The 24,912-nt window shown below is 61.8% G+C and carries 23 protein-coding genes and 1 pseudogene; 15 read left to right on the forward strand and 9 right to left on the reverse strand.

Annotated features, from left to right (window positions below; all coding sequences use genetic code 11):
* The coding region (locus tag PARACOCCUSGL_RS20395) for a hypothetical protein (protein WP_010394763.1) at positions 1-250 on the reverse strand (250 nt) is incomplete at its 3' end.
* A gap of 107 nt (positions 251-357) precedes the next feature.
* Here PARACOCCUSGL_RS20395 and PARACOCCUSGL_RS0107360 point away from each other — a divergent pair.
* From PARACOCCUSGL_RS0107360 to recG, 3 genes and pseudogenes are all read left to right on the forward strand, one after another.
* Positions 358-555: pseudogene (locus tag PARACOCCUSGL_RS0107360) on the forward strand (helix-turn-helix domain-containing protein); the annotation flags it as partial.
* A 160-nt stretch (positions 556-715) separates the two neighbouring features.
* Positions 716-3,169, forward strand: coding sequence for an NAD-dependent DNA ligase LigA (gene ligA, locus PARACOCCUSGL_RS0107365; protein WP_010394767.1), 2,454 nt, complete (start codon positions 716-718; stop codon positions 3,167-3,169).
* Positions 3,145-5,259, forward strand: a complete 2,115-nt coding sequence (recG, locus tag PARACOCCUSGL_RS0107370) for an ATP-dependent DNA helicase RecG (protein ID WP_029371802.1) — start codon at positions 3,145-3,147, stop codon at positions 5,257-5,259. The genes ligA and recG overlap by 25 nt, the downstream gene beginning before the upstream one ends.
* 305 nt (positions 5,260-5,564) lie before the next feature.
* On the opposite strand, the gene PARACOCCUSGL_RS0107380 is transcribed toward recG, so the two are convergent.
* Positions 5,565-6,002 (reverse strand): iron-sulfur cluster assembly scaffold protein, encoded by a 438-nt coding sequence (locus tag PARACOCCUSGL_RS0107380; RefSeq protein ID WP_010394774.1) that lies wholly within the window; start codon positions 6,000-6,002, stop codon positions 5,565-5,567.
* Between the two features lie 57 nt (positions 6,003-6,059).
* Here PARACOCCUSGL_RS0107380 and hisI point away from each other — a divergent pair, with 57 nt between their 5' ends.
* A complete protein-coding gene (gene hisI, locus PARACOCCUSGL_RS0107385; RefSeq protein ID WP_029371747.1) occupies positions 6,060-6,428 on the forward strand; it encodes a phosphoribosyl-AMP cyclohydrolase in 369 nt (122 codons plus the stop codon).
* On the opposite strand, the gene gluQRS is transcribed toward hisI, so the two are convergent.
* From gluQRS to PARACOCCUSGL_RS0107400, 3 genes are all read right to left on the reverse strand, one after another.
* Positions 6,410-7,255, reverse strand: coding sequence for a tRNA glutamyl-Q(34) synthetase GluQRS (gene gluQRS, locus PARACOCCUSGL_RS0107390; RefSeq protein ID WP_010394778.1), 846 nt, complete (start codon positions 7,253-7,255; stop codon positions 6,410-6,412). The genes hisI and gluQRS overlap by 19 nt on opposite strands.
* Positions 7,252-8,610 carry a methylenetetrahydrofolate--tRNA-(uracil(54)-C(5))-methyltransferase (FADH(2)-oxidizing) TrmFO gene (gene trmFO, locus PARACOCCUSGL_RS0107395; protein ID WP_010394780.1) on the reverse strand — a complete coding sequence of 453 codons (1,359 nt, stop codon included), beginning with the start codon at positions 8,608-8,610 and terminating at the stop codon, positions 7,252-7,254. The genes gluQRS and trmFO overlap by 4 nt, the downstream gene beginning before the upstream one ends.
* 115 nt (positions 8,611-8,725) lie before the next feature.
* On the reverse strand, positions 8,726-9,349 hold the full coding sequence (locus PARACOCCUSGL_RS0107400) for a 50S ribosomal protein L25/general stress protein Ctc (RefSeq protein WP_010394783.1): 624 nt from the start codon (positions 9,347-9,349) through the stop codon (positions 8,726-8,728).
* Between the two features lie 184 nt (positions 9,350-9,533).
* Here PARACOCCUSGL_RS0107400 and PARACOCCUSGL_RS0107410 point away from each other — a divergent pair, with 184 nt between their 5' ends.
* On the forward strand, positions 9,534-10,535 hold the full coding sequence (locus PARACOCCUSGL_RS0107410; RefSeq protein ID WP_010394786.1) for an acyltransferase family protein: 1,002 nt from the start codon (positions 9,534-9,536) through the stop codon (positions 10,533-10,535).
* A 9-nt stretch (positions 10,536-10,544) separates the two neighbouring features.
* Here PARACOCCUSGL_RS0107410 and PARACOCCUSGL_RS0107415 read toward each other — a convergent pair whose 3' ends face one another.
* Complete coding sequence (locus tag PARACOCCUSGL_RS0107415; protein ID WP_010394788.1) at positions 10,545-11,708, reverse strand: alpha-hydroxy acid oxidase; 1,164 nt, start codon at positions 11,706-11,708, stop codon at positions 10,545-10,547.
* A 10-nt stretch (positions 11,709-11,718) separates the two neighbouring features.
* Positions 11,719-12,054, reverse strand: coding sequence for a hypothetical protein (locus PARACOCCUSGL_RS0107420; RefSeq protein WP_010394790.1), 336 nt, complete (start codon positions 12,052-12,054; stop codon positions 11,719-11,721).
* A gap of 101 nt (positions 12,055-12,155) precedes the next feature.
* Here PARACOCCUSGL_RS0107420 and PARACOCCUSGL_RS0107425 point away from each other — a divergent pair, with 101 nt between their 5' ends.
* From PARACOCCUSGL_RS0107425 to rpoD, 3 genes are all read left to right on the forward strand, one after another.
* Entirely contained in the window at positions 12,156-12,764 is a 609-nt protein-coding gene (locus PARACOCCUSGL_RS0107425) for a TetR/AcrR family transcriptional regulator (protein WP_010394793.1), read from the forward strand.
* 16 nt (positions 12,765-12,780) lie between these two features.
* Complete coding sequence (gene dnaG, locus PARACOCCUSGL_RS0107430) at positions 12,781-14,706, forward strand: DNA primase (protein WP_010394795.1); 1,926 nt, start codon at positions 12,781-12,783, stop codon at positions 14,704-14,706.
* A gap of 139 nt (positions 14,707-14,845) precedes the next feature.
* The gene (gene rpoD / locus PARACOCCUSGL_RS0107435) at positions 14,846-16,828 is read left to right on the forward strand and encodes an RNA polymerase sigma factor RpoD (RefSeq protein ID WP_010394797.1); all 1,983 of its coding nucleotides are present in this window, start codon (positions 14,846-14,848) and stop codon (positions 16,826-16,828) included.
* Between the two features lie 66 nt (positions 16,829-16,894).
* Here the strand turns inward: rpoD and PARACOCCUSGL_RS0107440 are convergent, their stop codons facing one another.
* The gene (locus tag PARACOCCUSGL_RS0107440; RefSeq protein WP_010394799.1) at positions 16,895-17,443 is read right to left on the reverse strand and encodes an NADPH-dependent FMN reductase; all 549 of its coding nucleotides are present in this window, start codon (positions 17,441-17,443) and stop codon (positions 16,895-16,897) included.
* Between the two features lie 148 nt (positions 17,444-17,591).
* On the opposite strand from PARACOCCUSGL_RS0107440, the gene rmuC reads away from it, so the two are divergent.
* From rmuC to PARACOCCUSGL_RS0107470, 6 genes are all read left to right on the forward strand, one after another.
* Positions 17,592-19,052 carry a DNA recombination protein RmuC gene (gene rmuC / locus PARACOCCUSGL_RS0107445; protein ID WP_010394801.1) on the forward strand — a complete coding sequence of 487 codons (1,461 nt, stop codon included), beginning with the start codon at positions 17,592-17,594 and terminating at the stop codon, positions 19,050-19,052.
* The gene (locus PARACOCCUSGL_RS0107450) at positions 19,049-19,474 is read left to right on the forward strand and encodes a secondary thiamine-phosphate synthase enzyme YjbQ (RefSeq protein WP_010394803.1); all 426 of its coding nucleotides are present in this window, start codon (positions 19,049-19,051) and stop codon (positions 19,472-19,474) included. The genes rmuC and PARACOCCUSGL_RS0107450 overlap by 4 nt, the downstream gene beginning before the upstream one ends.
* Before the next feature lie 114 nt (positions 19,475-19,588).
* Positions 19,589-20,458, forward strand: a complete 870-nt coding sequence (locus PARACOCCUSGL_RS0107455) for an ABC transporter permease (RefSeq protein WP_010394805.1) — start codon at positions 19,589-19,591, stop codon at positions 20,456-20,458.
* On the forward strand, positions 20,455-21,261 hold the full coding sequence (locus PARACOCCUSGL_RS0107460; RefSeq protein WP_010394807.1) for an ABC transporter permease: 807 nt from the start codon (positions 20,455-20,457) through the stop codon (positions 21,259-21,261). The genes PARACOCCUSGL_RS0107455 and PARACOCCUSGL_RS0107460 overlap by 4 nt, the downstream gene beginning before the upstream one ends.
* Positions 21,262-21,314: 53 nt before the next feature.
* A complete protein-coding gene (locus PARACOCCUSGL_RS0107465; RefSeq protein WP_029371751.1) occupies positions 21,315-22,412 on the forward strand; it encodes an ABC transporter ATP-binding protein in 1,098 nt (365 codons plus the stop codon).
* A 96-nt stretch (positions 22,413-22,508) separates the two neighbouring features.
* A complete protein-coding gene (locus PARACOCCUSGL_RS0107470) occupies positions 22,509-22,928 on the forward strand; it encodes a pore-forming ESAT-6 family protein (protein WP_010394812.1) in 420 nt (139 codons plus the stop codon).
* 88 nt (positions 22,929-23,016) lie between these two features.
* Here PARACOCCUSGL_RS0107470 and PARACOCCUSGL_RS0107475 read toward each other — a convergent pair whose 3' ends face one another.
* Complete coding sequence (locus tag PARACOCCUSGL_RS0107475) at positions 23,017-23,358, reverse strand: MmcQ/YjbR family DNA-binding protein (protein ID WP_010394813.1); 342 nt, start codon at positions 23,356-23,358, stop codon at positions 23,017-23,019.
* Between the two features lie 155 nt (positions 23,359-23,513).
* Between PARACOCCUSGL_RS0107475 and cysS the strand changes: the two genes are divergently transcribed.
* Positions 23,514-24,902 carry a cysteine--tRNA ligase gene (cysS, locus tag PARACOCCUSGL_RS0107480; RefSeq protein ID WP_010394815.1) on the forward strand — a complete coding sequence of 463 codons (1,389 nt, stop codon included), beginning with the start codon at positions 23,514-23,516 and terminating at the stop codon, positions 24,900-24,902.
* Positions 24,903-24,912 lie beyond the last annotated feature (10 nt).

The raw sequence follows: 24,912 nt of genomic DNA on the forward strand, positions 1-24,912 counted from the left end.
GGGGCGGCACAAATACGCGACAGGTCCAGAACGCAATCAGGAACAGGTCGCGGATCAGCAGCTCATTCCGTTCTTCCAAGCGCCGCTGGCGAGCCGACATATCTGCCATGAGCAGGTTTATTCGACGGGGGTGCTGTTCCAGATCTTCAACCACCTTGATCAGCGCAACTGCCGCTTCTCGGCTGAGCGTGATCTGACCTCCGATAGCCAGCCCGACGCGAATTTGCTCGGAAAGTTTCAGGCTGCTCATGCTGTCAGCCCTCTGTGGTGGGGCGTTTCAAGATTCCCGATTCGATCACGTTTTGTCCCGCCCATTTTTTCAACCAACATCATTGATTCCATTGGCGTTTCTATACGTTTCTCAACCATCTCTACGGCGGCATGGACGAGCCTGAGCTGAAGATCATAGATGTGTTTGTCTGCAAGTTGCGCAAAAAGCTTGCTGCAGCAATGAATGGTGAAAGCCATATCGAGACGGTCTGGGGGCGGGGGTATGTTCTGCGCGATCCGGTCATTCCGGTGCCGAATGCCGAGCGGCTGGCCCTTGAGGCCTGATTGGCCGGATAAGGGCTGCGTCGGTCCAAGGTTGCTACGCCGGACTCCTTCCGGCGTGTGACCGCCTGTCCGGCCTTGTTCTGGACAACTCGACCTTCGCCCCGGTATCACCTGTCTCTGGACAACGGGGCCATAGGCCCGGCAGGAAGGTGGAACGCAGATGGGTGAAACGGGCGAGAATCACACCGGCATGGCAGAGGCAGCCACCTCACAAGCTGATCTTCCGCCTGTTGCCAGTCTTGATGCCAAGGCGGCTGCCGCAGAGCATGCTCGGCTAAGCGATGAGGTCTCGCGCGCCAATCTGGCCTATCACCAAAAGGACGCGCCCTTTATCAGCGACGCTGAATACGATCTCTCAAAGCGTCGGCTGGAAGAGATCGAGGCCCGCTTTCCTGAGCTTTCCCATGCAGAAAGCCCGACCGCCCAGGTGGGTGCAGCCCCTGACCAGCGCTTTGCCAAGGTTCCACATCGCCTGCCGATGCTGTCTTTGGAAAACGGCTTCAGTCATGAGGATGTCGAGGCATTCGTTAATCGGCTACGGTCATTTCTTAACCTTGCGCCGGATGTGCCGCTGGAGTTTACCGCCGAGCCCAAGATTGACGGCCTGTCGTTGTCCTTGCGTTACGAAGGTGGAAAACTGGTGCAGGCCGCAACCCGTGGCGATGGCGCCATAGGCGAAAATGTGACGGCTAACGCCCTTACGATCAGCGATATTCCGAAACACCTTGCTGGTGACGGCTATCCAGAGGTTCTTGAGATCCGTGGCGAGGTCTACATGTCGCATACGGATTTCGAACAGCTGAACCGATCCGACAACGGGCGTGTCTTTGCCAATCCACGAAATGCTGCGGCGGGTTCGCTGCGCCAGCTTGACGCAGCGGTGACCGCCTCACGCCCCTTGCGGTTTTTTGCCTATGCCTGGGGCGAGGTCAGCGCGCCCTTTGCCCGTAGCCAGATGGGGGCGGTGCAGAGGATGCGGGATTTCGGGTTCCAGACCAATCCACTGACACGCATCTGTAACTCGGTGCAGGATCTGTTGGCTGCCTGGGCCGAGATCGAGCAGATGCGCTCGACCCTTGGCTATGACATCGACGGTGTGGTCTATAAGGTTAATGATCTTGCCTATCAGGCACGGCTTGGCATGCGCTCGACGACACCGCGGTGGGCGCTTGCGCATAAATTTCCTGCCGAACGCGCCTGGACGCGGCTTGAGGCCATTGACATTCAGGTCGGGCGTACCGGCGCGCTCAGCCCGGTGGCGCGGCTGAATCCGGTGACAGTGGGTGGTGTCGTGGTTTCGAACGCGACGCTGCATAACGAGGATTACATCGCCGGGCGTGGCGCTGACGGCAGCGAGATCAGGGGTGGTAAGGATATTCGTGTCGGCGACTGGGTCGAAGTTTATCGGGCTGGCGATGTCATCCCCAAAGTTGCCGATGTGGATCTGAGCAAACGCCCGGGTGATTCCGCGCCTTACGTCTTTCCGACCACCTGTCCTGAATGCGGCTCTCCAGCCATTCGTGAAGAGGGCGATGCCGTTCGGCGTTGCACCGGTGGGTTGATTTGTCCGGCGCAGGCAGTCGAAAAACTGCGCCATTTCGTTTCACGCGCCGCCTTTGATATCGAGGGTCTGGGCGCCCGGCAGATCGAGGTGTTCTATCGCCTGAACTGGGTTGCAGAGCCGGCCGATATCTTCACGCTTCATGCCCGTGATGCTGCGGGGCGCAAGATGCTTGCTGACCATGCCCACGCCTTTCTTGCGATTGAGAGCAGGATCGAACGCGCCGAAACCCTGCTCGCCGATTATCGTGAACTTCTGAGCCCGCTTGGTGTCGAGATCGAGGGATCCGATGATCTGCCCGAGGCTCTTGATAGGCTGTCGTCCTGTCGGCTGGCCGAGGTAAAGGGCTGGGGCGAAACCAGCGCCAGCAAGCTTTTCGAGGCGATCGAAAAGCGGCGCGAGATTTCGCTGGCCCGCCTGCTTTTTGCGCTGGGGATCCGGCATGTTGGTGAGGTCGCGGCGCAGGATCTGGCCCGCCACTATGGCAGCTGGGATGCGCTTAAGACTGCGTTGGACATCGCCCGCCCTGCCGCTATTGCCCATCGCGCTGCCGAGGATGCCGCACAGGCGGAACGTGAGGCTGCGCAGGCCGAGGGCCGTCGCGCCCGGCTGGCCGAGGCGCGGGGGGCGGCTCTTGCCCGGAGCGAACTTTCGCCCGAGGCCGCGAACGCCTGGGCCGACCTTATTGCTGCCGATGGTATCGGTCCGGTCCTTGCCATGTCGCTGTCGGATGCCTTTGCCAATGAACGCGAACGGGCGGCTATTGATCGGCTGATCGCGCAGTTAAGTTCGATCCTGCCGCCCGAGGCGCGCGCCACCGGCACTGCCATCGCTGGCAAGACGCTGGTCTTTACCGGCACGCTTGAAAAGATGACACGGGCTGAGGCCAAAGCGCGGGCCGAGGCGCTTGGCGCCCATGTTGCGGGCTCGGTTTCGGCCAAGACGGATCTGCTGATTGCCGGCCCGGGTGCAGGCTCCAAGGCGAGAAAGGCCGCTGAACTGGGCATCAAGGTCATTGATGAGGACGAATGGCTGACGCTCGCCCAGGGGTAACGCCGGGCCGCCCGCCGGTACTGTTTCCCTTGTTCGCGGGCGTTGAGACGTTGCCGGGCGTTGGCCCGCGCGCGGCCGAGGCCTTTGCCCAAATGGGCGTGACGCGGCTGCGCGATCTGATCCTGAACCTGCCGCATTCGGGTATCCGCCGTCGGCGCATTACCCATCTGGCCGATGCGATCCCCCCCGAGATTGTCACGGTCACGATCACCGTTCAGCGTCACAGCCAGCCAACCGCAAAGGGACGGCCCTGGCGTGTGCACTGCAGTGATGGCCGGACGGATTTGCAGCTGGTTTTCTTTCACCCTCGCAAGGGCTGGATTGAAAGCCAGCTGCCGGTGGGCGAAAGGCGGCTTGTCTCGGGCAAGATCGAGCTGTTCGACGGCATGCCGCAGATGGTCCATCCCGACCATATTGGCCCCGAGGGGTCAGAGCCGCCCCCGGATTTTGAACCGGTCTACCCCTTGTCGGGCCGGCTGACCCAGGGGGTCGTGCACAAGGCAGCGCAGGTGGCACTGACCCGCCTGCCCGAAGCGGAAGAATGGATCGACCCGGCCCTTGTCGCGCGCGAGGGTTGGCCGGGCTGGGCCGAGGCGCTGCACCGTGCCCATGCTCCGACAGGGCCGGCCAACCTGTCCTCCACCGATCCGGCGCGTGCGCGGCTGGCCTATGATGAACTTTTCGCACATCAGATGACGCTTGCGCTGTTGCGTCGTGACCGGCGCAGGCAGGCTGGGCAGGTGACGCAAGGCAGCGGAGATTTGCGCGACAAGGTGCTGGCGGGGCTGCCATGGCCGCCGACAGACGCGCAGCGCCGCGCGGTCGAAGAGATCGCCGCCGACCTGGCTTCGCCGCGGCGAATGAACCGGTTACTGCAAGGCGATGTTGGCGCGGGGAAAACGCTCGTCGCCTTTCTGGCGCTGCTGATCGCGGTCGAGGCAGGCGGGCAGGGCGTGCTGATGGCCCCGACCGAAATCCTTGCACGTCAGCATTTCAGGGCGCTTGAACCTTTGGCGCGGCTGGCAGGCATCCGGCTTGAGGCATTGACGGGCCGGGATAAGGGTGATGCGCGCACGAATATCCTGACCGATCTGGCAGAGGGGCGTATCGACATCCTCGTCGGCACCCATGCGGTGATCCAGAAAACTGTCGAATTCCGCGATCTGCGGCTGGCTGTTGTCGATGAACAGCATCGGTTTGGCGTCAATCAGCGTATGGAGCTGGTGGCTAAAGGCGGACATTTACCACCTGATATGCTGGTGATGACGGCTACGCCGATCCCGCGTTCGCTGGCGTTGGCGCAGTTCGGCGATATGGATCTGTCGGTGCTTGATGAAAAGCCCGCTGGTCGCCAGCCGATCCGGACTACGGTGATCCCCGATTCCCGGATGGGCGAAGTGGTGGAACATCTGGCCCGGGCGATCTCGGCCGGGGCACGGGCCTATTGGGTTTGCCCCTTGGTCGAGGAAAGTGAGGCTGTCAGCCTGACCGCCGCCGAGGCGCGTTTTCAGGAACTGCGTGCCCGTTTCGGCGAACAGGTCCGACTGATTCACGGTCAGATGCCTGCGGATGAGCGTGACACCGCAATGGCTGACTTCGCCGCCGGCCGGGCGAACATCCTTGTCGCGACCACGGTGATCGAAGTCGGCGTCGATGTCCCCGAGGCAACGATCATGGTGATCGAGCGCGCAGAAAGTTTTGGGCTGGCGCAATTGCACCAGTTGCGTGGCCGTGTCGGGCGTGGTTCGGGCGCGTCGAGTTGCCTTCTGATGTATCACGAGCCGCTTTCCGAAACGGGGCGGCGGCGCCTTTCGATCCTGCGCGAGACTGAGGACGGTTTCCGCATCGCCGAGGAGGATCTGGCGATGCGCGGGGCGGGCGATGTGATCGGTACGGCGCAATCGGGTCTGCCACGATTCCGCATCGCCGACCTTGAGCGGCAGTCGGGCCTGATGGCCCTGGCCCGCAAGGACGCACAAAGTTTTCTTGAGCGAGACCCCGAAATGGCAAGCGAGAGAGGACGCGCTGTTCGCCTTCTTTTGTGGCTGATGGAGCAGGATCGCGCCATACGGTTGATCAACTCAGGATAGCGTTCTCCAGATGTTCTTAAAAAGTTCTTTACTTTGTTCTCGCATCATGAGAACAAACGGTAAACGAACTGTGGAGAGCCCCATGACCCGCGAATCCCTCTCTGACTTGCTCGGCACGGTCGCCATCTCGGTGACGGCAATCATTCTGTTCTCGCTGCCTTCGATTCTGGCAGCCTGATTTCTGACTTTCACTGCCCCGCGCAATCGGCGGCCCTTCGCCTGGGGCTGCAACCTTCCCCTCGGTCGATCATGCGCGCAACTGCCGGTCCCCTGCGGACCGGCTTTTCTTTTTGCGGGACGGGTTCTCAGGCAGGCGATGCGTCGATCGCACCCAAAAGAGCCTCCCACGCCAGCAGAATGGAGGCGTGGCGGTTAGGGAATTCCCGCGCGGGCAGCAGCGTCTCAAGCTCATCAAAAGGTGCAGCGGGGGCAGGGCCATCAGTTTTCAACATTGCCTGCAGCTCGTCGCGGGCCCGGGCGATCTCATCCCGCGAACGGCCAAGCGCGGTGCGCCCCAGCACCCCGGCCGATGCCTGACCCAGCGCACAGGCCCGCACCTCTTGGGAAAAATCAACGATGCGGCCGTCTTGCATCACCACATGGGCGGTGACCGACGAGCCGCATTGAGGCGACCGACGATGCGCGCTGCCCGTCGGGTTGCCGAGCTTGCCCAGATGCGGGATGTCCGAGGCGAGCGCCAGGATGCGCCGCGAGTAAAGCTGCATCAGGTCACTGTCGGACATGGTCTTTTCCCTTTCGATTACTGGGTCTAGATAGGTGCGGTGCAGCCGAAAGGAAAGCTGATGTTCGACCCCGCCAGCCTGAAATATGACGCCGATAGTCTGATTCCGGCCATCGCGCAGGATCATCACACGGGCGAGGTGCTGATGATGGCCTGGATGAATGCCGAAGCGGTCGCGCAGACACTTGGCACGGGCAAGGTCACTTATTGGTCGCGTTCCCGTCAGGCGTTCTGGATTAAGGGCGAAAGCTCCGGCCACGTCCAAAAGCTGGTCGAGCTGCGGGTTGATTGTGATCGGGATTGCCTGTTGGTGCTTGTCGATCAGACCGGCCCTGCCTGCCACACGAACCGGCAAAGCTGCTTTTACACCGCGATCCGGGGCGGGGATGAGGTGATCATTATGGAACCTCAGAATCCCAGCAGTTGACGGATCTCGGCAGCAGAAACGCCGTCGTCGCGATAAAGCTTTAGTGCACGGGCATCGTCGCGCTTTGCCAGGCGCTTGCCGTGTTCATCCCGGATCAGCCGGTGGTGGTGATAACGCGGCGTCGGAAGCTCAAGCAATTTCTGAAGTAATACATGTATCAATGTTGAATCTAATAAATCTTTTCCGCGTGTCACCAGCGTGATTTCTTGTGCGGCGTCATCGACCACAACGGCAAGGTGATAGCTTGTCCCCATGCCACGTCGTGCAAGAACCACATCCCCGACGCCGGAGATAAAGTCCTGCGCTGCCAGCCGATGTGGCAGGCCGGGGGCGATATTTTCATCCAGAAACACGATTTCTTCGAGGTCGAGATAGTCAAAGGCGCGGGCGGCGTTCAGGCGGATTGCGTCGTCCGGTCCCATTTCAGCCATGTTTCGATGGCGGCAGGTGCCGGGATAGACCGGGCCGTCTGGGCCGATCACCGGTTCGGCGCCTTCTTGCGGTGCGGAAAGCGCGGCGCGAATATCGGCACGCCGGCAACGGCAAGGATAGATAAGCCCCAGCGCAGCCAGTCGGTCCAGCGCTGCCTGATAGGCGGACAGCCGTTCGGATTGGCGCATTACGGGCTGGGGCCAGTCAAGGCCTAGCCAGTGTAGATCTTCGACGATCAAAGCCTCGTATTCCGGGCGACAGCGCGATTGGTCGATGTCCTCGATACGCAGCAGAAACTCACCCGGGTCGGCCAGTTTCGCAGCTGTCAGCGCCGCGAAGGCATGGCCCAGATGCAGCGGGCCCGTCGGAGAGGGGGCAAAGCGCGTGCGTTTCAAACCTGTCCTGCAAGCCATTGGTTGAAATCGGCTTTTGCTCGGTCTGTATAGGCCGGATAGCGATCCTTGCGCCCTTTGCGGCCACCGCGCATCTCTTCAAGCGGAGGGTATAGGCCAAAGTTCACGTTCATCGGCTGGAAGGTCTTGGCGTCCGCTCCGCCTGTGATGTGGTTAACCAGCGCCCCCATCGAGGTTGTGGCGGGGGGCGGAGGCAGGTCGCGACCCAGTGCCTCGGCAGCCGCCATGCGACCAGCAAGCAGGCCCATGGCGGCGCTTTCAACATAGCCTTCGACCCCGGTGACCTGACCGGCAAAGCGAAGGTTCGGATGCGAACGCAGCCGCAGCCGGTCGTCGATCAGACGAGGCGAGTTCAGGAAAGTGTTGCGATGGATGCCGCCAAGTCGGGCAAAGCTGGCGTTCTGCAATCCGGGAATGCGCCTGAAAACATCGACTTGCGCACCATACTTCATTTTCGTCTGAAAGCCGACGATATTATAAAGCGTTCCCAATGCATTGTCGCGGCGCAACTGTACGACGGCATAGGGCTTTTCTTCAGGCCGGTGTGCATTGGTCAGCCCGACCGGCTTCATCGGGCCATGACGCAACGTGTCCCGGCCACGCTCGGCCATGACCTCAATGGGCAGACAGCCGTCGAAATAAGGCGTGGGGTCGGGCGAAGAGCCGGTCTCACCCTCATGAAACTCTGTCTTTTCGGCGGCGAGCAGGGCGTCGATGAAGCCGTCGTAATCCTCGCGCGTCATCGGGCAGTTGATATAGGCGGTACGCTCTTCCTCGGTGTCGCCCTTGTCGTAGCGGCTTTGGCGCCAGCAGATCGACATGTCGATGCTGTCGGCATGGACGATCGGAGCAATGGCGTCGAAAAAGGCGAGCGAACCCTCGCCGGTCAGCGCCCGGATCGACTGGCCAAGCGCGGCCGAGGTCAGCGGGCCGGTCGCGATGATCCAGCGACCCTCGGTCGGCAATTCGCGGATCTCACCGGGCTGGAAAGAAACCAGAGGCTCGTTGCGCAGAGCCTGCGTTACAGCCTGTGAGAATGCGTCGCGGTCGACGGCCAGGGCGCCGCCAGCAGGCAGGCGGTGACGGGCGGCCATTTGCATGATCAGCCCGTCTGCCGCGCGCATTTCCCAATGCAACTGGCCCACGGCATTCATGCGATCATCGTCCGAGCGGAAGCTGTTCGAGCATACCATTTCAGCGCAATCGCCGGTACGATGCGCGAATGTTGCAACCTCGGGCCGCATCTCGTGCAGCACCACCGGAACACCTGCGCGGGTGATTTGCCAGGCGGCCTCGGACCCGGCAAGGCCCGCGCCAATGATGTGGATCGGTTCCATGCTTGTCCCCTTTGCCTCAGGCGCGTTGTCCTAACAATGGCGCGCCAAAACGGCAAGAGAAAGGGCGGCACCCGCAGGGGGAGCCGCCCGATCAGTTTCGATGCCTTGCCGGCGATCAGGCCTCGGTAGCCTCTTCCTCGGCAGCTTCTTCGTTGTCGCTGGAGCGCAGGCCCGAAGGAGCCGCGATATTGGCGATGACAAAGTTGCGGTCGATGGTCGGCTTCACACCGCGCGGCAGTTGCACGTCGTTGATGTGGATCGATTCACCGATTTCGCGGCCGGTCAGGTCAACTGTGATCTGCTCGGGGATATCCGAGGCGGTCACCATCAGTTCGACCTCGGGGCGCACCACGACCAGCGTACCGCCACGCTTCAGGCCAGGGGCCTGCTCGTGGTTTTCAAAATGTACGTTGATGAACAGGTTCACCCGGGTGTTGCGGTGCACGCGCATGAAGTCGATATGCGTCGGCAGGTCCTTGACCACATCGCGCTGAACGCCGCGGCAGACGACGCGGACGTCTTCCTGGCCTTCGACTTTCAGGTTCCACAGCGTGGACATGAAGCGACCGGCGCGCAGCTTGGTCAACAGGTAGTTGAATTCAAGGGCGATCGGCTGCGGCTCTTTGCCGTCGCCATAAACGATGCCGGGCACCTTGCCTTCGCGGCGAGCTTGACGGGCGGCCCCCTTGCCTGTCCCCGTGCGTGCCTCGGCCACCAGATTCGGGATCTCTTTGGCCATGGTTGGTATCCTTGTGCTACAAATGGCGGCCATCCTCCAAGGGTGCATGGCCGAGGACGGGCCTATAGCGCGGTGTCAGCGGGAAGTGAAGTGAAAAATCGTTCGCATGTTAGGTGAAAAATGCTTGTCAGATAGGCTCTGATGGTTGCAGAGCATTTCTCGATACAGGTCGGGGCCTTTCGAGTTGCATCGTATCTATTCGCTTGACTACCTCAAGCTTGCGCTGGCGGTGCTGGTCGCCTTTGCGCATACCTATTGGTTACAGACCAATATGACGCCAGGGCTGTTCATGATCGGCAACGGTCTGATGCGCGTCATGGTTCCGACCTTTTGCATCATCGCCGGCTATTTTCTTTACTCGGCAGTGGAAAGGGGCAAGGGCCGCAAGTGGCTGTACCGTGTGGGAATGCTTTATCTGTTCTGGATGGCGGTATATCTGCCTTTCTGGCTGAACGAGGTGCACGGGCCTGTCTCGCTGATCAAGACCCTGGTCTGGGGTTATTTCCACCTATGGTTCATGGCCGGCATTCTGGTTGCCGGGATGGTGGTCCTGCTGGTCTGCAGCTTTGCGCGACGGATTGCGCCCGCGCGGGAATACCGGCTGCTTATGGCGGCGGCGGCGATTTGCGCTGTGATCGGGGTCACACTGCAATATATCGCCTTGTCGGGCATCGCCCAGATCGGGGTCAAGAAGTTCTCGAACGGTCTTTTCATGTGCTTTCCCTTTGTCGCGATAGGCTGTCTTTGCGGCCGCAGGGTTGCGCGGCTGGGGATGCAGGGACTGCCGCCGCGTTGGCTGGTACTGGCGCTGACCGGTGTCGGGGCGGCGCTTTTGATGGCAGAGGCGTGGTTTGTGCAGGCATGGCGCAGCGATCAGGTGATGCTGGATATTCCGGTCACCTCATATATCGCGGCGCCAGCACTGTTTCTGGCAGTGCTGGGAACGGCGATGCCGCGCCCTCCGATCCGGCTCGATCCGATTTCGGCGATGATCTATTTCATGCATGTGCTGGCGTTGCATCTTGCCCATGCGCTGGGGGTGCAGGGGCTGGCCGGGCTGATGGCCTTTGCCGTTGGCCTGCCGGCTCTGGCAGCACTGGTGCTGAGGCGTTTGCCGATCCGCGGTTTTGAAAAGGGCGGGCGGCCTGAACAGGGTGAACATGTCCACGCCAACCCGGCACCTTGAACCGGCGTCCTAGGCCCAGGGCTGCAGGAACTCTTGCGGGATCAGCAGATTGTGGCGGCCAAGGTTTTTGACGTCACGCTCGCCGCAAAGGGCCATGGTTACGTCCAGTTCCTTGCGGATGACCTCAAGCGCGGCGGTGACGCCTGCCTCGCCCATGGCGCCCAGCCCATAGATAAAGGCGCGCCCGATATAGGTGGCATGGGCCCCCAATGCCAGCGCCTTGAGCACGTCCTGACCCGAGCGGATGCCGCTGTCGAGATGGATCTCGATCTGGTCACCGACCGCCTTGACGATCTCGGGCAGCATCCGGATGGAACTGACCGCACCGTCAAGTTGCCGCCCGCCGTGGTTGCTGATGATGATTGCATCGGCCCCGAAACCGGCGGCCATACGGGCGTCCTCGGGGTCATTGATCCCCTTAAGGATCAGCTTGCCGCCCCAGAGGTCGCGGATGCGCGCGATCTTGTCCCAATCAAGCTGTGGGTCGAACTGTTCGGCCGTCCAGGCAACGAGAGAGGACGGATCGCCCACGCCCTTGGCATGGCCGACGATATTGCCAAAGAAACGCCGCTTGGTGCGCAGCATCTCAAGCCCCCAGCGCCATTTCGTCGCGAGATCCAGCATGACCGGCAGGGTCAGGCGCGGTGGGGCAGAAAGGCCGTTCTTAAGATCTTTGTGCCGCTGGCCGAGGATCTGAAGGTCCAGCGTCAGAACCAGCGCCGAGCAATTGGCGCGTCTGGCCCGTTCGATAATCGCCTCAAGGAACTCCTGGTCGCGCATGACATAAAGCTGAAACCAGAAGGGGGCCCGGATCGCCTCGGCCACATCTTCGAGCGAACAGATCGACATCGTGGAAAGCGTGAAGGGCACACCAAAAGCCTTGGCTGCACGCGCCGCCTTGATCTCGCCATCGGCGCTTTGCATGCCGGTCATCCCGACCGGGGCAAGGGCCACAGGCATGGCAACCTTTTGCCCGGCCATGGTGCTTTCGGTGGTTCGTCCGGTCATGTCCACCGCGACGCGCTGGCGCAGTCTGATGCGCTGAAAATCCGCCGAGTTCTCGCGGAAGGTGCCTTCGGTATAGCTGCCGCTTTCCGCGTAATCGTAGAACATCCGCGGTACGCGGCGGCGGTAGATGGCCTTAAGATCATCTATGCAGGTGATGACCGGCATCGGGCTCTCCTTAGTTCGGCGGGCAATTGGGGCTGCCCTCGGGGCAGTCGGCGGAAAGCGATTGCTGCGACAAAGCGCGGGCGCGTGCACGCAGCGCGTCGGCCCGGCGTTGCAGATCGGCGTCATTGGCAACGGGTGTGACCCCGGCGCGACCGGCAAGGGCCTGACTGCGCGCGTTCAGCGCGTCGCTGACCGATGTGGGGTCGCGGGCAGCATCGGCGGCGTGGCCGGGCAGGGCAGGTGGGGCAAGCACCTGATCCGTGGGCATCAGCTTGGGATAGTCGTCCCCGCCATCGCCGCATCCTGCCAGCATCGCCAATGCAAGCGCGCCCCAGATCCGCACCATCCCATACCCCCGCCGATTCATGGGCGGGACCATAGGCCCGCAGGGGCGGCAGGGGCAAGATGCGCTCTTTCCTTGGCGGCCCGCGCCGCCTAGAAGGCGGCATGGCAAGAACGCAGGGCTCGAAGGCAGAGATTACCGGACCCTTGATCCGCGATACGGCGCGCAGGCTGTTTGCGCGCCATGGCTATGCTGCGGTTTCGATGCGCCAGATCGCGGCCGGGGTCGGGGTGCAGGTTGGTGCGCTTTACGCCTATACGGCGGACAAACAGGCGCTGCTGGCTGATCTGCTGCGCGTCCATATGGAAGAGCTGCTGGCCGCCTGGCAGGACGACCCCGCGCGGCCGGCGCTTGAGCGGCTCGAGTCCTTTCTGCGTTTTCATATCCAGACCAGTCTTGAGCGGCCCGAGGCTGTGTTCCTGTCCTATATGGAGCTGCGCAACCTGACGCCCGGGAACCGGGCCGAGATTGCCGCCTTGCGCCGTCGTTATGAGGATGCGCTTGAGGCGATCCTGATCGCCGGAGAGGCCGAAGGCGTGATGACGGTGCCCGATACGCGGCTGGCAACCATGGCTCTGATCGCCATGCTGACCGGCGTGACCAACTGGTATCGTGAGGGTGGGCGCCTGGATCAGGAACGGGTCGTTGAGGTCTATTGGGACCTCGTGCGCGGGGCCGTGGGTGCGAATCCCCTTTTCAATTGGCAGTCCTGATCCGATATAGAAGGGCATGAGCCTGCCGCCCCAGTTCCTCGATGAGATCCGTGCCCGCGTGCCTTTGTCACGCGTGATCGGCCGTAAGGTCGTCTGGGATCTGCGTCGCTCGAACCAGGCCAAGGGGGACTGGTGGGCACCTTGTCCGTTCCACGGCGAAAAGACTCCGTCCTTTCACGTCGATGATCAAAAGGGCTTTTACTACTGCTTTGGCTGCCATGCTAAAGGCGACGCGCTGACCTTTCTTCGCGAGGCCGAAGGTATGGGCTTTATCGAAGCGGTTGAATTCCTGGCCGCCGAGGCCGGCCTGCCCATGCCCGAACGCGACCAGCGCGCCGTGCAGCGTGCCGACCGGCGTAGCGAACTGGTCGAGGTGATGGAGCAGGCGGCGCGCTGGTTCCGCATGCAGCTAAGCACCGGCACAGCGGAACCGGCCCGTGCCTATCTGGCGCGTCGCGGCCTTGACGAGGCTGCCTGCGAACGCTTTGGCATTGGCTTTGCCCCCGACCAGCGACAGGGGCTTTTCAAAGCCCTTCGTTCAAAAGGGATTTCTGAACAGCTGATTGTTGAGGCCGGGCTTGCCGCCAAGCCTGATGATGGCGGCGCGCCTTTTGACCGCTTCCGGGGTCGCATCACCTTTCCGATCCGTGACGGGCGTGGGCGCTGTATCGCCTTTGGCGGCCGGGCGATGGATCCAAATGCGCGGGCGAAATACCTCAACAGCCCCGAGACGCCGCTGTTTGACAAAGGGCGCAACCTTTACAACATCGGCCCGGCGCGGGCGGCGGTGGCCAAGGGCAAGCCGCTGGTCGTGGCCGAAGGTTATATGGATGTCATCGCGCTGGTCCGCGCAGGGTTCGAGGGTGCGGTTGCCCCGCTGGGCACCGCGATCACCGAGGATCAGTTGCGGCTGATGTGGCGCATCTCGCCCGAGCCGGTCATCGCCCTTGATGGTGATGAGGCGGGCTTGCGCGCGGCGATACGGCTGATTGACCTGGCGCTGCCGATGACGGGGCCGGGGCAGGCGCTGCGCTTTGCCTTTCTGCCGCAGGGGCTGGACCCGGATGACCTGATCCGCGCCAAGGGCGCCAGCGCCATGGCCGCCATTCTGGATGAGGCGCGACCGCTGGTCGATCTGCTTTGGCGGCGCGAGACCGAGGGGCGGGTTTTCGACAGTCCCGAACGGCGCGCGGCACTTGATAAGACCTTGGCCGAGGCGGTCGGCAGGATCCCGGACAAGGATACCCGCGACCATTACCATTCAGTCCTGCGCAACCTGAAATGGGAGCTTTTCGGCCCTCGCCGGCGCGATGCCGCGCAAACGGCCCGCACGCCGCGTGATAATTGGCGCGGACGTGGTGCCCGTTTCCAGCCCGAGGCGCCGACGCCTCCGACCAGGGCTTCGCGCCTGTCGTCCGGTGATCTGGACGAGCAGGACGCCGAAGGGCTGATCGAGGCAATGGTGCTGGCTATCTGCGCAACCCATCCCGAACTGATCAGTACTGTCGAATCCCGGCTTGAGCGGCTTGAGCCGCAAGATGCTGACCGGGCTGCGCTGATACATGATCTGTTGTCGGGCACGCAATCGCAGGCGGGGCAGCGCGCCCTTGAAAGCATCATGGCCGACCCCCATGTGAAGACGGCTCCAGCCATCCTGCGCCCGCATGACGGCGATGCTGCTGCGGGTATTCTTGCCAATGCCCTGGACCGGATCGAGGCGCGGCGTGCTGTGCGCGAAGAAATCGCCCGCGCCGAGGCCGAGATCGAAGGGCTGGCAGATGAGGGGCTGACCTGGCGCGTGGCGCAATCCACCCGTGCAAGGCAGCAGGCCGACCATCCTTCGCTGGCCGACCTTTCGGATCTGGGCGAGGACAGCGACGCCTATCGGGCTATTCTCGATGCGGCGCTGAAAAACGAGATCTGGCGCAAACCGCGCCGCTGACCGGCGCGAATCACTTGCGCCGAATCACTTGGCCGGTTCCGGGCTGCGGGCTTTGAATCGCTCGCGATTCGGGCTAAGACCGACCGATCAGCCGATCCCGATTCGCTGATTCGCGAATCACCGCTTCAAGGGAGCCAGCATGGCAGCCAACGACGACGACCAGAAGCCCGACGCCAAGGATGACGATCATTCGCTGGACATGTCGCAGGCCGCGGTCAAGCGCATGATCGCCGAAGGGCGTGAGCGCGGCTATATCACCTACGACCAGTTGAACGCCGTCCTGCCGCCCGAACAGGTCAGTTCTGACCAGATCGAGGACGTGATGTCCATGCTGTCCGAAATGGATATCCGCGTGGTCGAAAACGACGAAGAGGCCGAAGAGGCCGAGACCGGCGGCGAGCTGACCGTTGCCGGCTCGACCTCGCGTGAGCTGGCCGTCGCCACGACCGAGACGGAAAAGCTGGACCGGACCGACGACCCGGTGCGCATGTATCTGCGCGAGATGGGCTCGGTCGAGCTGTTGTCGCGTGAGGGCGAGATCGCCATCGCCAAACGGATCGAGGCTGGCCGCAATACGATGATCGCCGGGCTTTGCGAAAGCCCGCTGACCTTCAAGGCCATCACCATGTGGCGGCAAGAGCTTCTGGAAGAGGCGATCTTGCTGCGCGACGTGATTGATCTTGAGACGACCTTCGGCCGCTCGATGGATGAAGAGGGCGAAGAGGAAGAGGTCCTTCCGACCGCTACGCGTACTGCCGGCACTGCCGCCACCCGCGACGAAGAAGAGCTCGACGCCGACGGCAACCCGATGAGCCGCAGCGACGACGAAGAGGACGAGGACGACGGTCAGAACCTGTCGCTTGCCGCCATGGAGGCTTCGCTGAAGCCCAAGGTGCTTGAGACGCTGGAAGCCATTGCCCGCGGCTATGAAGAGCTGTCGCACATGCAGGATAACCGCATGTCGGCGACGCTGAACGAGGACGGGACTTTCTCGGCCGCGCAGGAATCGGCCTATCAGGAGCTGCGCTCGCGTATCGTTGCGCTGGTGAATGAGCTGCACCTGCACAATAACCGTATCGAGGCGCTGGTTGACCAGATCTACGGTATCAACCGCCGGATCGTGACCATCGACTCGAATATGGTAAAACTGGCCGATGCCGCGCGTATCAACCGGCGCGAGTTCATCGACGCTTATCGCGGCAGCGAACTTGATCCGACCTGGGTTGACCGCATGATGCAGAACAAGGGCCGCGGCTGGCAGGCGCTGTTCGACAAATCCCGCACTCAGGTCGAAAACCTGCGCGGCGAAATGGCCATGGTCGGCCAGCACGTCGGTGTCGATATCGAGGAATTCCGCCGCATCGTCTCGCAGGTTCAGCGCGGCGAAAAGGAATCGCGTCAGGCCAAAAAGGAAATGGTCGAGGCGAACCTGCGGCTGGTGATCTCGATTGCCAAGAAATACACGAACAGGGGCTTGCAATTCCTTGATCTTATTCAGGAAGGCAACATCGGTCTGATGAAGGCCGTGGATAAGTTCGAGTATCGCCGCGGCTATAAGTTCTCGACCTATGCGACCTGGTGGATCCGGCAGGCAATCACCCGCTCGATCGCGGACCAGGCGCGCACCATCCGTATCCCGGTGCATATGATCGAGACGATCAACAAGCTGGTGCGCACTGGTCGCCAGATGTTGCATGAGATCGGCCGCGAGCCCACGCCCGAGGAACTGGCCGACAAGCTGCAGATGCCGTTGGAAAAGGTTCGCAAGGTGATGAAAATCGCCAAAGAGCCAATCAGCCTTGAAACTCCGATCGGGGACGAAGAGGACAGCCAGCTTGGTGATTTCATCGAGGACAAGAACGCCGTCCTGCCGCTGGATTCCGCCATTCAGGAAAACCTCAAGGAGACCACGACCCGGGTTCTGGCCAGCCTGACCCCGCGTGAGGAACGGGTTTTGCGGATGCGTTTCGGTATCGGTATGAACACCGACCACACGCTGGAAGAGGTCGGCCAACAGTTCAGCGTGACCCGCGAACGGATCCGCCAGATCGAGGCCAAGGCTCTGCGCAAGCTCAAACACCCCAGCCGGTCGCGCAAGCTGCGCAGCTTCCTCGACCAGTAAGCGGTCAGGACAACGGAAAAGGCCGCGCCCTGTCATGGGCGCGGCCTTTGGCGTTTCTGGTCCGGGTCAGCCGTGCTTTTCGATCCAGTTCACGAAGGAATCGACAAAGCCGCGCAGGAACTTGTCTGTCTTTTCGTCGGTGATGGTGCCGTCGGCGGCATAGGCTTCGGGATGCCATTGGATATAGGCCTCGGGGGTGCTCATCATCACCATGCCTACATGAACCATATCGCTTTTCAGCCGTGCCTGCGCCATGGCTGCGCCGATCACGCCGGGTGAGGTGCCGGTCACCGCCGCCGGTTTGCCCTTCCACGAATTCTGCCCGTATGGCCGGGTGCCCCAATCCAGCGCGTTCTTGATGACGCCCGGATAGGTGCGGTTGTATTCCGGCGTCAGCGCCAGCACGGCGTCCGAATGCTCGGCCCGGTCCTTAAGGCGCAGCACGGACTGGGGCGGATCGGCCCACAGATCCTCGTTGTAATGGGGCAGGTCTCCGATATGCAGCAAATGGAATTGCAGTCGGCCTTCGGCCAGTTTCTCAAGGACTTTCATCAGCTTGTGGTTGAGCGACTCTTTGCGGAGCGAGCCAACCATAACGGCAACGGACTTGACCATTCCCGACCTCCTCTTGTGCCTTTCCAGGCTAAGCTAGGAGCGTATTCGCCCTGTGGAAAGAGGGTCCCACACTTGCATTCTTGGGGAAAAAGGTGAACAGTCGCCGACAAGCGGCGCATGACCGCGCACCGGAAAGGCACGGCATCCGATGGGCGAGGCGGAAAAAATCCAGACATGGCTGGCGGATGCAGGCAATTTGCGACTGCTCCTGATCGGGGTGCTGGTCATTTTGGCCTTTGCGCTTTTTTCGCTTTGGCGGGCCAGACGTTCGGCGGATGAGGCGGCGGCGCAAGCTGCCCGGCGCGAGGCGGAATTGCTTGCACGCATTGAGGCCGAATCGGGCGAATTGCGAACGCAACTTCAGGCTGTCAGCCGGTTTGAGGCGCAGACCGAGGTCCAGAGCCAGCGCCTGCAAGAGCTGATGGAAGAGCGGGATGAGTTGATCGACGCTCTGCATGGCGAACGGCAGACGATTGCGCGGCTGGAGCGTGAATTGGCCGAAACCCGGCTTGCTGCGCAAAAGGACCGTGAGGCGGCCGAACGTGACATCGCCACCCTGCGAGAGTTGCGCGAAGAGATGACCGGCCAGTTTCGCCTGCTTGCGACCGAGACCCTGAAATCTCAGGGTAGTGAGATGCAAAAAACGCATGGCGAACAGCTGTCGGCGCTGCTGACCCCATTCCGCGAGCAGGTGCACCGGTTCCAGACCGAGCTTCAGGCCCGCAACAAGGCCACCGACGAGGAACGCGCCCGCCTGCGCGAACAGATCGAATATCTGCACAAACGTTCCGAAGAGATCTCGCGCGAGGCGGTGGCGCTGACCCGCGCGCTTAAGGGTGACAGCCAGAAGCGTGGTGCCTGGGGTGAGATGATCCTTGAACGGATCCTTGAGGACTCAGGTCTGATCGCCGGCACTCATTACGAAACGCAGGTCAGCCACCGCGATGCCGATGGCAAGCTGTGGCGGCCGGACGTAATCGTAAAAATGCCGCAGAAAAAGCTGTTGGTGATCGACAGCAAAGTGTCGCTCAATGCCTATGAAGAGGCGGTGAACACTGAGGATATGCCGACGCGCGAGGCTGCCTTGCGCCGCCATGTCGCGGCCGTCCGCACCCATGTCGCAAGCCTTGCGGCCAAGGGGTATCAGGCGCTGGATCAGGGCTCGGTTGATTATGTGCTGATGTTCATTCCGGTCGAAGGTGCTTTCTCTGAGGCGTTGCGCGTCGATCCGGATCTTGCGCGTTACGCGATGGAAAACCGCGTCGGTCTGGCCACGCCGACGACGCTGATGCTGACCCTGCGTACCGTTGATCACATCTGGACGGTCGAGCGGCGTGAAACGAATGCCATGCAGATCGCCGCCCGTGCCGGTCAGCTTTACGACAAGCTGCACGGGTTCGTTTCCTCGATCGAAGAGGTCGGCGCGGCGCTGGAGCGGGCGCAGAAAAGCCACGCCACCGCCATGGACCGGCTGACGCGCGGTCCCGGCAACGTCATCCGTCAGGCCGAGATGCTGCGCGAATTGGGCGCGCGCACCCAAAAACGCATCGGGCTGGACCATGACGGCCCGGCGCCACTGATCGAGGCACCCGGCGAGGCGGCGGAATGAGCGCGACCCGCTTTGCCATCCGCACCCACGGGCCGGCCTGCTATGAATTCACTGCCAAGGTCGCAGCCTGGCTGCGCGCGCTTGGGGCAGGGGACGGGGTGGTGACGCTGTTCGTACGCCACACCTCATGTTCACTGCTTATTCAAGAGAACGCCGACCCCGATGTTCAGCGCGATCTGCTGGCTTGGCTTGAGCGTATCGCGCCTTCGGCCGATCATCCCTCAATGGATTATCTGACGCATCGTGCCGAGGGACCGGATGATATGCCAGCCCATCTTAAGGCCGCGATCCTGCCAGTCAGCTTGCAGGTCCCGGTCGCACACGGCCGGATGGAGCTTGGCATCTGGCAGGGGATTTATCTTGTCGAACATCGCGCCCGCCCGCACCTGCGTGAAGTGGCGGCGCATTTTCAGGCAGGGTAAGAGCGTTATTTCAAACAGGGCCAGACAGGTGCCCGGGCGATGGGAAAACCCTTTTCCTGACGGTCCGGATATGGAAACCTGTAATCTGGACGACAGGGATTCACAGGGCAGGGCATGGCCTCAGGAAACCGATCTCAGACGGCTCAGGGCCTTACCCTGATTACGCCTCCGTTTGCCTATGCGGTGTTGGTTCTGGCCGCGCCGCTGCTGACCATTCTGGCTTATTCCTTTTTCAAGGATGGCTATCTGACGGTAATCCGTGAATTTACGCTGGAAAATTACAGCACCGTCTGGGCGGACCCGATCTTTCATCGCATCATGCTGCGTTCGCTGGTGGTGGCGGCGCTGGTGACGCTGGTCACTGTGGTGCTTGCCTTTCCGGTCGCCTATTTCCTGTCCTTTGTGGTCGCGCCGCAACGCAAGTCGATGTGGCTGTTTCTGATCACGATCCCGTTCTGGACCAGCTACCTGATCCGGGTTTTCCTGTGGAAGGTGATCCTTGGTTATAACGGTGTCATCAATTCGGGGCTCAAGACGCTGGGGATCATTGAGCAGCCGCTGACCTTTATCCTTTATAACGTCAATTCGATGGTGATCACGCTGGCGCATGCCTATGCCCCGTTTGCGATCCTGCCGATCTTTATCGCGCTGGAAAAGATCGACCGCTCGTTGCTGGAGGCCGGGCGCGATCTTGGCGAAAGCCGGGCCATGACCTTTTGGCGGGTGACCCTGCCGCTGGCGATGCCCGGGGTGGTGGCAGCGTCGCTGATCGTCTTTATCCCGACCATCGGCGATTACGTCACCCCGGCACTGATCGGCGGGGGCAAGATCCCGATGATCGCCAATATGATCCAGGCGCAGATGCTTGATCTCGACAACCGGCCGCTTGGCTCGGCGCTGGCGGTCACGGCCATGCTGATTGTCGCGCTGATCAGCCTGATCTTTCTTGCACTGAACTGGCGTTTCCTGAAGGTGCGGCAATGAAGGGCCGGGGCCTGCGCGCCTATGCGCTGATCTATCTGCTGTTTCTTTATGCGCCGATCCTGCTGTTGCCGATCTTTGCCTTTAACTCGGGTACGGTAATTGCTTTTCCGCTGCGCGGGATTACGACCGAATGGTTCGCACAGATGTGGGGCAATGCCTCGTTGCGTCGCGCACTGTTCAACTCGCTGACCATCGCGGTCAGCTCGTCGGTCCTTGCGACCTGCCTTGGCATTTTTGCCGCGCGGGCCTCGACCCGGTTCGAGTTCCCGGGCAAGGGGCCGATCATGGGCCTGATCATGCTGCCGCTGGTCCTGCCCGAGATCATCGTTTCGATCTCGCTTCTGGTTGTGCTCTTGTCGCTTGGGGTCAAGCTCAGCGTGCTGACGGTCATTATCGGCCATACGCTGATCTGCATGCCCTATGCGACGGTGATCTTGTCGACGGCCTTCAACTCGCTTGACCGTTCGCTGGAAGAAGCGGCCTATGATCTTGGCGAGACGCGCTGGAGCGCCTTTCGACTGGTGATCCTGCCGCTGGTCATGCCGGGCATCATCTCATCGCTGCTGATGAGCTTTACGATCAGCCTTGATGAATTCATCATCGCCTTTTTCCTCGCCGGGAATGAACCGACGCTGCCGACCTATATCTTCAGCCAGCTGCGATTCCCCAAGCAGATTCCGGCGATCATGGCCCTGGGCACGGTCCTGGTGCTTTTGTCGGTCGTGTTGCTGACCATCGCCGAATATTTCCGCCGCCGTGGTATTGCCCGGACCGGCGCCAAGGATACCGGAGGCTTCCTGTGACCACCCCGAAAAGCTCCACCGCCCATCGCGCCTCTGTAGCCGGCGCGAAGCCGATGATCGAATGCCGGGGGGTGCAGAAACATTATGGCGATTATCATGCGCTGCGGGGGATCGACCTGACCATTCGTGCAGGCGAATTCTTTTCGCTGCTTGGCCCCTCGGGCTGTGGCAAGACCACGCTTTTGCGCACAATTGCGGGTTTTGAGGATATTTCCTCAGGCGCGGTGCTGATTGATGGGCAGGACATGGAGGGCGTGCCCGCAAACCGCCGCCCGACAAACATGGTCTTTCAGTCCTATGCGATCTTTCCCCATCTGACTGTCGCCGAGAATGTGGGTTTCGGGCTGCGCCGTGATCCCCGCTCGCGCACTGAGAAGGCCGCTGCGGTCGAAGAGGCGCTAGAGATGGTCGGCCTGAAAGGATATGGTGCGCGCGCGAGCCACGCGCTTTCCGGCGGGCAGCGTCAGCGGGTGGCGCTGGCACGGGCGCTGATCCTTAAGCCCAAGGTGCTGCTGCTTGACGAGCCGCTTTCGGCGCTGGATCGCAAGATGCGCGAGCAGATGCAGGTCGAGTTGATCAAGCTGCAGCGTCAGGTCGGCATCACCTTTGTCCTTGTCACCCATGACCAGGAAGAGGCGCTGGTCATGTCTGACCGTATCGCCGTCATGTTCGAGGGCCAGATCGCCCAGCTTGACGGGCCCGAGGCGCTTTACGCCCGTCCGACCAGCCGCCGGGTCGCGAATTTCATCGGGGTGATGAACTTTCTGCCGGCGCGGGTGCTGGGTGAAACCGCCGATGCAGTGCAGATCGAGGCCCCGGGACTGGGGCGGGTCGATATTCCCATGGCGAATGTCAGCCGTGCCGATCCGGGGGATGAGGGCCCTTCGGTCGGGTTCCGGCCCGAGGCGGTGTCTCTGATCGCCCCTGGGGCTCAGGGGGCAAATCGCGTTGCCGAAGGGGTGATCGACGAGGTCGTCTATTACGGGGACATGACCTATTACGACGTCCGTCTGGATGGATCTGGCAGCTTTGACGGCAAGGCCCGCCCGGTCCGAATCGCCATGCGAAACGTTTTTGGCCGCGAGGTCCAGGATGTCGGGACCCGCGCGAATGTGAGCTGGTCCCCCGGGTCTCTGGTGCTTTTCCGCTGAATCTCTTTTTCTGAAAGCGGCAATCCGCCGACGCGATTTGCGGCCGGTTTCGGCGCGTGCCACAACTTGGGCACAACACAACCAACGGAGATCAAGATGATCGCACGTTTCGCAACCGTGTCCGCTCTGGCCCTGGGCCTGTCCGCTGGCATCGCGCTGGCGCAAGAAGCTGCCCCGGCCGCCCCGGAGGCACCTGCTGCCATCCCGGGCCAGGACGCCGGTGCTGCTTATGAAAGCGCGCGCAACCAGCTGGGTGTGCTGAGCTATTGCCAGGAAAAAGGCTATATCGACGGCAAGGCTGTCGAGGTTCAGACCAAACTGCTGGCGATGATCCCGGCCGGTGACACCGCCAAGGGCGACGCCGCCGAAGCCAAAGGCAAAGAAGGCACCGTGTCGGCCATGGGTGTCGAGCGTTCGCTGTCGGACGCCGCCAAGGAACAGAACACCACCGAAGAGGCGCTCTGCAAGCAAATGGACGGCCTGCTGCAGCAACTCGCGTCGCAGGTTCCGGCCTGATCTTGCTGGAATGACAGGAAAGGGGGGCAGTCGCTCGCCCTCCGCCTCTGGCCGGTCCCTTCGGGCCGGCCATTTTCATTTCCGGGGATTACAACGGGGGCAGGCTTGCCTGCACCTTTTTGGTCAGTGCACCCCGCACCAACCGGTACGAGTGGCGGATGCGATGCGCCAGCTCATCTGGGGCCGAATCAAGCGGCATCGCCACCCAGCTGCGGTGCATATAGGGCGCCCGGTCAGCGACCCCGGTCTCGATCAGGAATTCGGCAACCTCGATACTGTCGGTCTTGACCGAAACATGGGTGCCGACCGCACCGGTCAGGGCAAAGATCTTGCCCGCCACCTTCCAGCAGTCATGGCCGCCACCCCAAGGGTCGGACCATTCGGCCCCGGGCTGTGCGGCACAGATTTCATTGACCAGATCTCGGCTCATGAAATGAGTTTTGCAGCCTCTCTTGGCAGAGGCAAGGCAATGGTTTAAGGCGGGCGCATGAAGGCAGGAACCGCCACTATCCGTTGCACCATTACCGGCTGAAATTTCAGGCGGGCGGTTCATGGTGACCTGACGACGCCCGCAAAGGGGAAGTCATGGTCGAAATCAGGCTGACGAACACCAGAACACGCCGAAAAGAGCTTTTTCGGCCTATAGATGCGCAGAATGTGCGCCTGTATCTGTGCGGCCCGACAGTCTATGACCGCGCGCATCTGGGTAATGCCCGGCCGGTGGTGGTGATCGACGTTCTGGTGCGGCTTTTGCGCCACGCTTATGGCACGGATCACGTGACCTATGTGCGCAACTTCACCGATGTTGATGACAAGATCAACGCGACCGCTCTGGCTCGCAAAGAGGCTGGCGCGCCCGGTACTTTGGAAGAGCTGATCCGCGAGCGCACGCATGAGACAATCGGCTGGTATCACGCCGATATGGACGCGCTTGGCGCACTGCGTCCGGATCATGAACCGCGCGCGACGGATTACATCGGCGAGATGGTCCTGATGATCGAGACGCTGATCAAGGGCGGTCATGCTTATGCGCGGGACGGGCATGTGCTGTTCCGGGTGCGCAGCTTTGCTGATTACGGCCAGCTCTCGGGGCGCTCGGTTGATGATATGATCGCCGGGGCACGGGTCGAGGTCGCGCCCTTTAAAGAAGATCCGATGGATTTCGTCCTGTGGAAGCCGTCGGACGATGATCTGCCGGGCTGGGACAGCCCCTGGGGACGTGGGCGGCCGGGCTGGCATATCGAATGCTCGGCCATGTCCTATGAGCTTTTGGGGGAAAGCTTTGACATCCATGCCGGTGGGATCGACCTGCAATTCCCCCATCATGAGAATGAGATCGCGCAAAGCTGCTGCGCCCATCCGCATGGCGATTTTGCCCGTGTCTGGCTGCATAATGAGATGTTGCAGGTCGAAGGCAGGAAAATGTCCAAGAGCTTGGGCAATTTCTTTACCGTCCGCGATCTGCTGGATCAGGGCATCCCGGGTGAGGTGATCCGCTTTGTCCTGCTGTCGACCCATTATCGCAAACCGATGGACTGGACTGCCGAAAAGGCCCGCGAGGCCGAGGCAGTTCTGCGTCGCTGGCGCGGGCTTGTCGCGGGGATCGACCCCGCGCCCAGCCCGGCCCCCGCTGTCATCGCCGCGCTTGCTGATGACCTTAATACCGCGGGGGCAATTGCGGCCTTGCACGAGCTTGCAGGTCGGGGCGACGGCCCGGGCTTGCTGGCAGGGGCGCAGATGCTGGGTCTTTTGACCGATGAACTGGGCGATTGGATTACCTCTGGCCCTGACCTTTCGGACCTTGCCGAGCGTATGACCGCGCTGCGTGCCGAGGCCAAGGCCAGCAAGGACTTCTCGGCGGTCGATGCGCTCAAGCAAAGCCTGATTGCTGCGGGGGTCGAGGTCCGCATGGGTCCCTTGGGGGTCGAGCTTTTGCCCGGCCCGGATTTTGACGCAGCAAAACTGCCGCAATGACCGATCAGCC

Origin of the sequence: Paracoccus sp. TRP (genome assembly GCF_000185925.1) — a bacterium.
Taxonomy (GTDB): Bacteria; Pseudomonadota; Alphaproteobacteria; order Rhodobacterales; family Rhodobacteraceae; genus Paracoccus; species Paracoccus kondratievae.